The organism is Nitratireductor sp. GCM10026969 (assembly GCF_042660605.1).
Lineage (GTDB): Bacteria > Pseudomonadota > Alphaproteobacteria > Rhizobiales > Rhizobiaceae > Chelativorans.
In genome coordinates, this window is the sequence record NZ_JBHSUM010000105.1 from 1 (window position 1) to 11,686 (window position 11,686).

The window sequence follows — 11,686 nt, forward strand, 5'->3', positions numbered from 1 at the left end:
TCCGAGGAAGTCGTAGCGTTCTATGGCGAAGGATTTGCGGCTACTCGGGCGGGTCGGACCCCACCCTTGGTGTGGAGAGCGACGTAGTGATGGCGCTGGCGTGTGGTGGATGAGCCCGACTTTCCCGCAGCCTGGGTGCGCTCAAGAGCGCAGCGTTCTTCGATGAGTTGCGCGCCACGCCGGGACTCGATTGGACCTTCGTGAGCCCGGCCGCCAAGCTATCGCCCGGCCATGAGCCGATATTGCCAGCGCTCTTCTTTCGGCGTTTCATCCACCAGTCAGCCGTAAGACAAGTTTGCCAAGATAATGCTCGCCGAGGCCTCGGTGCGCTTCGGCGGCCTGCTCCAACGTAAATGCGCGCGCGACATGCACCTCGAACGGGCCTGACGCGATGAGACGGTTGAGCTTCTCGAAGACCTCTCGGCTGGCTTCATCGCCCACATACTCCTCGACCGTCACACCAGATCGGCCCTCGGGCTCCGGTTGGACGCCACGGGGATAAGCGACACGTCCGCCGCCACGCACCGCCTCGAGCGCGCGCTGGGCTGTTTCGCCGCCAGCGGTAAGAAGCGCGGCATCCAGGCCATTGGGCGCGAACGCGCGGGCCGCGGCAAGCACATCCTCCTTGCGCCCGTCGACCGTGACTTCGGCGCCGAGGCGCGTGGCCAACGCCACGCCGTCCTCGCCCGAGGCGACCGCAAACACACGCACACCCATCCGTTTGGCCAATTGCACCGCCAGGTGCCCGAGCCCGCCACCCGCGCCGAATATCAGCAGCGTCTCCCCTTCCCTGAGCCGAAGCGTGTCATCGAGCCCCAAAAGCGCAGTGATTGCGTCCACCGGCATGGCGCCGGCTTGTTCAACGGTCAGATCGCCGGGGATGAGGGACACGAACTCGGCGTTCACGACGGCATATTCGGCGTAGAACCCGCCCTTGGGATTGATGTGCCGGTCGGCGTAGACACGATCGCCCACCTTGAAGCGCGTGACAGTGTCTCCCGCGGCAGCGACTGTGCCCGCCCCGTCAAATCCGATCACGTAGGGGAATGTCGGCTCGAAGCCGTGCCTCTCGCGAAAGAGGTCGCGGAAAGCCCCTTCGCGCTCCCACTGATCCCAAACGCCCACGCCGACGGATTCGACCCGGATCAGAACCTCGTCCGGACCGACCTCGGGCACGGGGAGCGTTTGCACATTGATTTCGTCGATGCTGCCGAAGCGGTCGATGGCGGCCGCCTGCATCGTGTCAGGGATTGTCCGTGGCATAATCGAAGCCTCCGAAGATTGAACCTGCCCTTCAGTTAGCGAAGTCGACGCTCATCCGGTAGATAGACAGTATGGATAGAATTGTGCCGAATAATGGATAAATCTGAAGTCACGCTCGAACGCATGCGAACCTTCGTCCGCGTCGCCGAACGCGGCAGCCTGTCAGCGGTCGCGCGCGAGCTCGACGTCGGTCAGTCGACGGTCTCGCGGCATCTGCGCGAGCTCGAAGAGGCTGTCGGCGTGCCTTTGCTCTCAAGGACCACCCGGCGTGTCACACTGACCGATGAAGGCAACCGCTACTATGCCAACAGCGTCCAGATCCTGCGCCTCGTGGAGCAGGCCGGCGACGAGGTGCGGAGCACGCGTGGAGCACCTGCCGGCACGATCAGGATCTCCTGCACGGCGGCCTTCGGCGTCTTGCACGTCAGCCGGCTGATCTTCGCCTTTCAGGACCGCTACCCTGATATCGGGGTCGACTTGAGCCTCACCGACGAGCGGATCGACCTCGTCCGGGAGGGCGTCGATATCGCGTTGCGCCTGGGTCCGCTCGTCGACAGCTCCATGAAGCTCAGGGCGCTCGGCCAGTCCCGACGTGTACTCGTGGCGGCACCGGACTATCTCGTGAAGCAGGGAACGCCTGCTGTCCCGCAGGACCTCGCTGGTCACCAGGGTATCCGGATGACGAACATTACGGGAAGCGATACCCTTGTCTTGGAGGGGGACGACGGGGAGCGTCATGCGGTCTCCTTCGGAGGACGTTTTCGCGTCGACCATGGGCTCGCCGCAAGGGAGGCCCTTATCGCCGGGCGCGGTATTGCCCCAGCCCATCAATGGCTTGTCGACGATCTCCTGGGCGAAGGCCGGCTGAAGGCGATCCTGCCCGACTATTCGCTGCCACCCGTCCCGCTGAGCACGCTGATCGTCCCCGAACGTGCAGGCATTGCGCGGGTCCGACTGCTGGCTGATTTCCTTAAGGAACAAATCGCCCGCATACCGGGGATCGCGTAACGGGATTGCGGACCAAATCTCCCATATTGGGTCTATGTGGGATCGTTAATGCACCTGTCCGCTGGAAAGGGTTGAAAGCGATCAGCCACTGTTGCGGTTCTGAATGATCAGCCCCGCGATCCGCTCCGGCATCCGCGCGGCAAGGCGGAAGCCCACCGGCGCGCTGAAGGCCCAATCCTCTCCTTCATCAGCAAAGAACCACGTTATCAAATCAATCAGAGTCCGAACGAGTGGAGCCTAGAGTTGTCGGCGACGTATAGTCTCTGCGAGTGCGGCAAAGGTTTCCGCAATCCCGGTGCCGGTCTTCGCGCTCACAAAATTAACGCTCGAGGGCGCAAGATCTCTGATCTCTCCGGGACTTCCGCTATCTTTCGTGAGATCGATTTTGTTTACCAGGGCTTTGTAGGGCCTCCCTGGAAATTTTGACTCAAAGCTGCGTGCCAAATCGACCATGTGGGTGACCGTTCGCGGCCGCGTTATATCCGACACGATTATCGCAGCCGAAGCGCCCATAACATAGACGGTTTCGAAAACGCGTTCTCCAAAATCGCCATCCGTATCCCACAGCACAAGGCGCGTCGGTTCGCCCTTGTCGGCAGGGACATCATAACCGAGAACTTCGACACCAAGCGTCGTCATGTATTGCCCGTCGAAACGATCGTGCACGAGGCGGTACATGATCGACGTCTTGCCGACACCCATATCACCGAGCAACATGACCTTTGCCGTGAGCATCACTGGACCGGTTCGGTTTGGAACACGTTTTCGAAAGTGACCCGGCGATTTGCGGCGTTTGTTGCCCCGGTTCCGTCGGCAATCGGCGTTGATGCCGAGCGTGAAACGACAACCAGTCGCGCGGGGTCGACTCCGAGAGAACCCAGCTTTTCTGCTACCCGCTGCGCTCGGTCGAAGGCAAGTTTTCTGTTGGCGGAATCCGATCCGGTATCGTCTGTATACCCGACGACTCTAATCTTCAGATCGCTCGTTTCAAGCAACGCTGCCAATTGCCGCAACTGGCGCTCTGCTTCTTCGCTATCGATGAATTCGTCAGTACCCGTGCGGAAGAATACGGCCGCCGTGGCCATGAACCGATTGAGCCGTTCTGCAGGACTGTCGACAAGGGATGCCAGACGATCGTATTGCTCACGCAACTCGGCGAACTGCTGATCCTTGGATCTTGAATCCCCGGCCATCGCCTCGCGCATTTGGTCCATGCTCGCCTGTAGGCGGGAAAGCGACCGCTGCACCGCGGCGATATCGGTCTGCAATGCCGCCGATTGCTCCGACCCGGGAACAATGCCGATCCGGTTGACAATCCGGTACGGAGCCGCAGCCTCGGCCAGCGTGTCGACCAAGGGGGGAACGTCCACTTGGCTGGGCTCAATGCCTGAGATCATCAAGCGTTGATCGCCATGGTCAAAGTCCAGCCGTAGCGGAAACGAAGCCAGCAACGGCTGCTCGTCGACAAGTCGCTGCAGCGCAGCGTTCGTTCGCTGCTCCAGCACCGTGCGAGCCACGATGATGCCTGCTAGCCAAGCGACAAGGGCAGCGGCAAAAGCGGTAAAGATGAGCAGGAGGATCCTTCCACGCCTCCTCCTCTTCTTGCGGCGTGATAGAGGATCATTTTTGATAGAGCTTGCCAGTGCGGCGAGCGTTGCAGCGTCGCAGTTCGAGCCGCGGCCCATGCTCTCGATCATGTCATAGAAGAGCGAATTGATCCTGGCTTCGTCGGACGGACGCAGGAGGCCCGTGCACTCCGCCGCCAGGATGAATCTTGGCGAGGCCCGAAGCACGATTTCCTTTCCGCCAAAGTCGAGCTTCTGCAGGCTGCCTTCTTCGGCCAGCGCCTGAATGGAAAATTCAAAGATCGCCGCGACCATCGCGCTCATCAGGTCCGCGCGTTCGTCAGGAATCCCCTCCCGCTTCCAGTCTGCGACGAGGTGTCCGTTGCCACGTTCGATAATGAGCAGGCGGTTGATCTGGAGTGGGTGGTTATCCGCCAACACGAACTCGCTGATCGGACGGCCAGTTGCAAGCGACTTGAGGCGCCCGATCCAAAGTTCCGCGGAGGTCAGCGCGCCAATGCGCTCCTCCAGGAACGCAACCAGTTCCCTGAAGGCGTCAGCCACGGCCGCGCTGACCAGCCGCCCGACAACTGGGTAGAGCGTATCCACCATCATCTCGCGCGAGTTTCTGATCTCGCTCCTGACTGCGGAAACCACGGAGGGTGCAATGACGTTTGCGAGTTCGCGCGGCTGACGGATTTCCGCACGCTCCAGCGCGGCGACCAAAACGTCTGCCGTTGCCGCTTCAAGGCGACTGGGGTTGCCTACATACCCTTGGAGGCGAGCGACATCTGATTCCAGCGTCTCAAGACGCGTCGCCTCCGCTTGAAAGAGCAGCGTCTTGAGCTGCTCGAACTCGCGCTCCTGGCCGACTGCGGATGCCATGCTATCTGCCCGTGCGACGTGACCCCATTTCGCTGATGGTCGCACCAAGCTGCGAAATCGCGGCGCCGATCTCCTTGTGCGAGTCGAGTTGCCTCATTTCGCTGTTCCGCTCGAGCTCCTCGACCATTGCTCGTATAGTCGCCAGCTCCTTCTCGAACTCTTCTTTGAGTTCTTTGACGGAAGACCTCATTTCCTCCTTCAAGAGGGTCAGTTTATCTTCGAGCGATCGCTGGGCGCTGCCAAATAAAAGATCACGGACCTGCTCGATCGTCTCCTCGGGGCGCGTTGTCGCTTCCATTTCCCCCGTAGAAGCATTTGTGTTCGCGCTGTTATGAATATTATCAACAATCTGCATGGCTATTCTCCAGCTATCCCCGCCGTTACTGAAGGAAGTTTGCTCCCGCCCGCAGAAAACGTAAAATTTCTCGGGAGCTTCACCCCGAAAGTGTGGATGCCCCGTTACTCAATTCAAACCCAATGTTCTTATCGCCAATTCGGTTCGATTTCTAGCCCCGCACTTTTCCAGAATTGTGCTCACATGGTTCTTTATCGTTCCCTCAGCCAAATGCAGGTGCTTGCCGATTTCGCTGTTGCTTTTGCCTTCGACCACGAGCCTGAGAATTTCCTTCTCCCGCGCCGTTAGGCCGTCGTTGACCCGAGGGCTTGCCGGAGCATGCCGGGGGCGCAACCGTTTGAGTTCGTCGAGAATGCGCGCGGCTACGCTTGGCGAAAGCGCCGACTGGCCGTTCGTCACCGCCCGAATAGTTGCCGCAATCTCATCAACCCTGGCATCCTTCAACAGATACGCCTTCGCTCCCGCGCTAACGGCCTCGAAGATCAAGTCGTCCGTCTCAAAGGTGGTCAGGACAACAATATGGGTATTGGGAAACTCACGGAGGATCCTTTGAGTAGCCGCAATGCCACCGACACGCGGCATTTGCAAATCCATCAAAATGACGTCTGGCCGGTATCGGCGCGTAAATTCGATGGCCTGCTCGCCGTCAGCTGCACCCGGGAGCATTTCGAAATTGTCGTCCTGTTGTGCGAGGAGCGTGATAAGTCCTTCCCTAATCAAGGTCTGATCTTCGGCGATCAGCACACGCACCCGTTCGACCTGCTCAGTCAACTTGCTCACCCGCCCCACTATCCTTTCGACCACCCTGCGACTGCACGCGGTTTACGGGGGCCTGAAGCAGGGGCCTCCGACGATGCGATGGGCGGCAGCGATAAGCGTACCACCGTTCCGTCCCCATGTGCGCTCTTTACGGTGCATTCGCCGTCTGCGAGTTCAGCAAACTCCATCATTCCGGTCAAACCGAAGTGCCCTGGCTTTGAAACGGTGGGATCAAAACCGCATCCATCGTCGCAGATCTCGACAACGAATCTCCTGCCGGCTTCAGTCTCCGTTTCCGTCGCACGAAACTGTACGCGCCGCGCCTTCGCGTGTGTCTCGATGTTGCGCAATGCCTCGCTCAGGATGCGTTTCACCGTCACGCTGTAGTTCCGCAAACAATCGCGGGCATTATTGTCGATGTTCACAGAGATCTCCGTGCCGGTCCGTTCGGCACACTCAAGCAGCATCTCCTCGATGTCTGCCGTCGGTTCAAGGTCATCGGGCATCCGAAGACGGGCAATCGCATCGCGCGCGCGCGCCAACCCGTTTACAGCGGCCTCTTCTGCGACCGCTAGACCTTCGGATACGCGAGCGGGATCGGTAGATAGAAAGTGCTGGGTTACCCGTATCTGGGTAAGAAGCGCCATCATCGAATGTACGAGCGTGTCGTGGAGGTCGCGTGCCAACCTTAGGCGGGCTCGCGCAAGCGAGGCGAAGCGCGCCTCGGTGTTGGCCGCCTCCAGTTGTTGCTCCATCACGCGACGGGCACGGCGTTCGCTTTCAAACAGGATTCCGACTTGGTGCGCTGCAAAGTCTGGTATTGCGATCACAACGTAGTGTGATTGGTGCCTGTTCCAGACGATAGCCGCCGTCATCGGATGATCCAGTCCGGATGATGCACCGCGCACGCCCGACAGGGCTATTATGTCGCGCTGTCCTTCGGCCAGGGCAACCAATTCGGATTCCATTCCGATCAGCAGCATGCACTGGCAGCAGTCCAGCCCCCTTGTTGGGAGCCAATCCACCAAGCGCCCGATTTTCCGCTGAATCGCTCTGTCGGCGCCGATAATTGCAAGCCCTATGACATCGGCTTCCGCGACCGATTGCAGCTCAGCGGCGAGGTCGATCATTCGTTCTCCAAACCAGCTCTAAGGCCCGCCCACTATGGTGTAATGCCGAGCAGACTGCAAAAAAATATGACTTTCGTCATCTTCGAACATGACTTTCGCCAGATGTCACCGGCGCTCGAAAGAGTTAATCGCCGACAAATCCAATAAGAAACATTCGTGGAATGCGGGGAATTCGCACGGATCATCATAAGCGGTATCCAAGTGACGGGAGAGAGAATGTCTACAAAAGCCGAAGAACGAAAGGGGAGTGTCCAATCGAGGCGCGGATCCCTTTCAGGCGCACTGCTACCGATGAGGCAGCGGCCTCACGGCAGCTATTGGATGTTTTCATCCGACACCTCCGCTCCGTCACATGCGCCGGGCACACGTCGACGGTCGGCGTCACCTGCACAGGCCGGATTTGAGACCGACGTCCGGGTGAGTGCCGCATGAGCAAGCCGCGTGTGCCGGTGACCGGCGGCGCCGACACATCGGAAGCCATCTGCACGTGATTACGGAGCAAGGAGAATCGATCGGGACGCGCAGGAATGGGGGGGCACTATGGGAAGCAGATGCAGTGGCGAGGGATTGAAAAGCTCCCGCTTGCACGGAAGCGATGACCGCTTAAAACATATCGATCATGGACGGAGCTTCGAAGGAAGCGTCCCGTCCGCCAGCGTTCCTGTCTTGCCGGATTTGGTGCCCCCTAGGCGGGCGGCCCGCAGACATAGCTGCCCCGAGCTGAACGGTCCAACCCGGTTTGTGGCGGACACGTCGGCAGGTGCAGCTTGGTCTCTTAACCTCATTATGGGCTCGGTCTCCCGGTCCAGCGGACTTGGGACGCGATCGGCGCTCATTCCTTTCTCTCATTTGGGACGCCGGCGGGCGGTTCGCCGATGCTGCGCGGTTGTTTGCGAGTGGCCGGGAGGCGCTCCATGCCGCTGGCGGGCCATGCATAACGAGCCGGAGCCCGGTACTTCATGGAACTGAACTGCATTTTCGCCATGCCATCGTCGCAGCAGCAATCCACCGTGGAAAGCCTCCTCGAAGCCATGCCTCCGACGCCGGGACACAAGGTCGCGGCGCAGCGCGGCGGCTTCGTGCATGCCGTCTTCGAGCCAGGCTCGGTGACCTTCAAATCATTCGGGGACTTTGCCGAGGTGCTGCTCAAGCCGGTTCCTCGGATGCGATCACGTATAGGCAGCGGTCAATTTATTGAGTGTGATGCACCCGCCGGAACCTTATTGCTCACCCCCGCGGATATGGAGAGCGCCGGTGAGTGGGATGTGCAGCGGGAAAGCATTGCCGTCGGGTACTTGCCGGGCGAACTCAAGCGCCTTGCTGGGATGGAGTTCAATGTCGCCAACCTGGAACTGCGCCCGCCTGCCGTGGGTCATGTCGACGAGCGGGCGCTGCGGCTTGTCACTGAGATGCGGCTGGAGGCCAGCCGCGGCGCCATATTGAGCGAAGTCTATATTGACGGCCTGATGCTGCTGTTCGGGCTCAATCTCCTGCGCAACTACAGCAATGTTGCTGATCTCATAAAGTTCGATAAACCGGACCGGCTCGGGGCGGTGGCAGCGAAACGTATCGACGAGTTCCTCAGGGAAAACTACGGCCGAAAGCTGACGACGGCGGAGATGGCGGGCATCGTGGGACTGTCGCCCAGCCACTTCCTCAGGGCGTTCCGCAACACCTTCAATAGGCCCCCGCACCAGTATGTCGTCGGTCTCCGCATCAAGCAGGCGGTGACACTCCTGCGCACGACTGACTTGTCGATTGCCGAGGTGGCCTATCTGAGCGGATTTTCCAGCCAGAGCCACCTGACTGCCACGTTGCGGCAGCGCCTCAACCTCACACCCGGGGATATTCGTAGAGGTAGCAGTTACATTTCTGCAACATCGATAATTTGACAAAGCATAGGATTGATGCGCCGCAGTATTCCTAAAAACACAGCAGTTTCCAGAAAGACATGCCGATAGAGAGATGCTTCTTCCGGTGGCGGATTTAATTCCGTGCGGAGATGATTCGAGGTCATACCAACCTCAATAACTTTCAAAACAGCTGCCTGAGGCAAGATTCGGCGTCCTTGGGCAACGGGGGATCGATGGCAATGCGGCATTCCGCCGCGATGCATTCGGGGGCAAGGAAAATGCGGCAGAGCGGGACCTTTCTGGTGAGGGGGCAGAGTGCGGACGCAAACGAAGTTGTGTTCCTAATCTCTCTTATGGGGCCGTGGGGCGCCGCCGACCGACTCGAGGCACTGCGGGACGCGGCAAGCATCTGACATGCAAGAGGGCATACACATGGCGGGGAATTCCTCCGAGCGTGCCATCATTGGTGCGCGTGGGAAGCGGCGCGGATATGGCCAGCCGGTACTTTCATTGATCAGCGCATGCGTCGCTCTTCTTTGGTTGGTGGGCCTTGCCGTTCTGTCGTCGACGCCCGCCCAGGCGGCGGCATATGCCACCGGCGGCAGCGGCCAGTATATCGACGACGTGCTGTGGCTGACCTGGGGCGGCGGGGATCAGGGCACGCACGGCCAGCCCCTTGCAGTCGGTTCAACCACGTCGGCCACCATGCCTGTCGCCGGCGGTATCAACCTCGTGGTGACGTGTTCCCTCCAGAACCTCGGGGGCAATCCCTTGACTTCTTACCGCCCGGGCAACTGGAGCGGCGACAGTCTGGATAATCTCTACAATATCGGCGGCACTGATACGGCAAACCAGCTCATCAGCGGCATCATGGTGGCGGATGGCGAGGCCACCTTTACTGTCAGCTGTAGCGCGACCCTCGGCGGAGCCCCCTATCCGCTGAAGGGCCTGGTGATGGCCGACGCAGAGTCGATCGATGGCACCGGCGAAGAGTATGTGCAGGCCACTGCCGACGGCCAGTGGTTCGCGGTCGAAATGCTGAAGAATCCTGGCGCCGGGGAATATTGGGCCCAGAAGAGCACGGATGGCCAGACAATACGCTTCGGGCCGGGCACCAACAACAATACGGCGGCGGTGTCGTTCCTGCGCTTTAACAACCCTTCCAGCAACGTCAGCATGGATTTTGCCGTCGGCGGCAGGGGTAATACCGCGATCGCGATCGGCATGCTTGCGCCTTATGCCGATTTTGCCGATGCGCCCAGTTCATACGGCGAGGTCATGCATCTCGTCGCCGACATGGAATTCGCAAACGACAACATCCCCCAGGATGGAACCCCCATCGACCTGAACGCCGCCGGCTATGAACCAGGCGGCCTTCTGCCGCCCGACGAGGATTATCTCGGCACCCGCGGGCCGGACACCGAACTTTCCGCGATCCACACCCCGGGAGCCGACGGTGAAAGCGCAGCCGAGGAGGACGCCTGGCCGGCAAACTACATCATAAGCGTTCTCCAGACCGGCGAGGAACTGACCGAAACGATCCTGTGCACGGGTACGGGAACGGTCGCCGCTTGGATCGACTTCGACCGCAGCGGTGCGTTTGATCCTGACGAGCGGACCGAGGCGCAGTGTACCGGAACCGACGCCACGCTCACCTGGACGATTCCGGAGACCCTGACGCCCGGCGTCAGCTATATCCGCCTGCGCTATTCCAACGACGCCAGCGCCCTCGCGCTGCCGACGGGAACGGCGCCCGACGGCGAGGTGGAGGACCACTCCCTCACCGTGCTCGCTCCCAGCCTGGCGGTCGAAAAGACCAGCAACGCCGTCGGCGGCTCCTGGCGGGTGGGCGAGCCCGACGCCACCTATCAGCTCACCGTCACCAATAACGGCCCGGTTGCCACGGGCACCGCCGACAACAACCCGCCGCCGGCCGAAGTGACGGTGCTCGACGAGTTGCCGAACGGCATCCTGCCCGACTGGACGGGGACGCACTCGGCCGACGGCTGGAGCTGCACCTTCAGCGGCCAACTCGTCACCTGCACCACCAGCCAGTTGTTCGGCGCCAGCGGCGAGGCGAACGACAGCGCGCAGTTCACCCTGCCGGTCCAGGTCACCGCCGACGCCGTCGGCGACGTGGTAAACCATGCCAGCGTCGGAGGAGGACGCGATCCGTTCAACGACGGCGATCCTCTGCCGCCCGGTGATACGTGCACCGATGCCGACCATTGCGCCGAGCACACGATCACCATCCAGCCCGCGCCCGAAATCAGCACGGTCAAGAGCTCCAACCCCGCAAGCGGCGAGGAGGTGCTTCCCGAAGACGTGATCACCTTCACGGTGTCGACCACCGTAGGGACCTCGGAGACGACCGAGCCGCTGACACTGACCGACACTCTGAGCGACGGCCTGACGTTCACGGCAGTGACGGCGCCCGGACCCTTCACGTCCTGCGGGGCAGCGGGGCAGGTCCTGACCTGCACATTGCCCACGAATACGGCGCCGGGAACATATACGCTGGAGTATACGGCGACCGTCGATGCGGATGCGCAGGGCGCGCTGACGAATACGGTTACCACGCAGGGCGGGGGCGACCCGGATCCGGAATGCACCGCCTGCACGACCGAGCATCCGCTGGTTCTGGAGATCTCGGCGGAGAAGACGTCCGATCCAGCCAATGGAACGCAAGTCTCGCAGGGTGACACCATCACCTATACGCTGGCGGCGACGGTGACGGGGTCCGCGATGACCGAGGATCTGGTCCTGACCGACACGCTGGACGGCGGTCTGACCTTCGGCGCGGTGACGGACGCCGGTTCCTTCGCGGCGGGCGGCAGCAGCCAGACCCGCACCTTCACGCTTCCCGCC

9 protein-coding genes are annotated in these 11,686 nt (G+C 60.9%); 3 read left to right on the top strand and 6 right to left on the bottom strand.

What is annotated here, in order from left to right; all coding sequences use genetic code 11:
• Positions 1 to 267: 267 nt before the first annotated feature.
• Positions 268 to 1,263 carry an NADP-dependent oxidoreductase gene (locus ACFP9U_RS17925; RefSeq protein ID WP_378623543.1) on the bottom strand — a complete coding sequence of 332 codons (996 nt, stop codon included), beginning with the start codon at positions 1,261 to 1,263 and terminating at the stop codon, positions 268 to 270.
• Positions 1,264 to 1,356: 93 nt separating this feature from the next.
• On the opposite strand from ACFP9U_RS17925, the gene ACFP9U_RS17930 reads away from it, so the two are divergent.
• Positions 1,357 to 2,271, top strand: coding sequence for a LysR family transcriptional regulator (locus tag ACFP9U_RS17930; RefSeq protein WP_378623545.1), 915 nt, complete (start codon positions 1,357 to 1,359; stop codon positions 2,269 to 2,271).
• A 237-nt stretch (positions 2,272 to 2,508) separates the two neighbouring features.
• On the opposite strand, the gene ACFP9U_RS17935 is transcribed toward ACFP9U_RS17930, so the two are convergent.
• From ACFP9U_RS17935 to ACFP9U_RS17955, 5 genes are all read right to left on the bottom strand, one after another.
• On the bottom strand, positions 2,509 to 3,006 hold the full coding sequence (locus ACFP9U_RS17935; protein ID WP_378623557.1) for a Rab family GTPase: 498 nt from the start codon (positions 3,004 to 3,006) through the stop codon (positions 2,509 to 2,511).
• Positions 3,006 to 4,721: an OmpA family protein gene (locus tag ACFP9U_RS17940; RefSeq protein WP_378623546.1), complete on the bottom strand. Its 1,716-nt coding sequence runs from the start codon at positions 4,719 to 4,721 to the stop codon at positions 3,006 to 3,008. Before ACFP9U_RS17940 ends, ACFP9U_RS17935 begins: the two co-directional genes overlap by 1 nt.
• Before the next feature lies 1 nt (position 4,722).
• A complete protein-coding gene (locus ACFP9U_RS17945; RefSeq protein ID WP_378623548.1) occupies positions 4,723 to 5,076 on the bottom strand; it encodes a hypothetical protein in 354 nt (117 codons plus the stop codon).
• A gap of 108 nt (positions 5,077 to 5,184) precedes the next feature.
• The gene (locus tag ACFP9U_RS17950) at positions 5,185 to 5,856 is read right to left on the bottom strand and encodes a response regulator transcription factor (RefSeq protein ID WP_378623549.1); all 672 of its coding nucleotides are present in this window, start codon (positions 5,854 to 5,856) and stop codon (positions 5,185 to 5,187) included.
• Positions 5,857 to 5,864: 8 nt separating this feature from the next.
• On the bottom strand, positions 5,865 to 6,965 hold the full coding sequence (locus ACFP9U_RS17955; RefSeq protein WP_378623551.1) for a sensor histidine kinase: 1,101 nt from the start codon (positions 6,963 to 6,965) through the stop codon (positions 5,865 to 5,867).
• 959 nt (positions 6,966 to 7,924) lie between these two features.
• Between ACFP9U_RS17955 and ACFP9U_RS17960 the strand changes: the two genes are divergently transcribed.
• Together ACFP9U_RS17960 and ACFP9U_RS17965 are read left to right on the top strand one after the other, a co-directional pair.
• Positions 7,925 to 8,857 (top strand): helix-turn-helix domain-containing protein, encoded by a 933-nt coding sequence (locus ACFP9U_RS17960; protein WP_378623552.1) that lies wholly within the window; start codon positions 7,925 to 7,927, stop codon positions 8,855 to 8,857.
• Between the two features lie 393 nt (positions 8,858 to 9,250).
• Positions 9,251 to 11,686: CshA/CshB family fibrillar adhesin-related protein (locus ACFP9U_RS17965; protein ID WP_378623554.1), on the top strand; the 2,436-nt coding region annotated here is incomplete at its 3' end.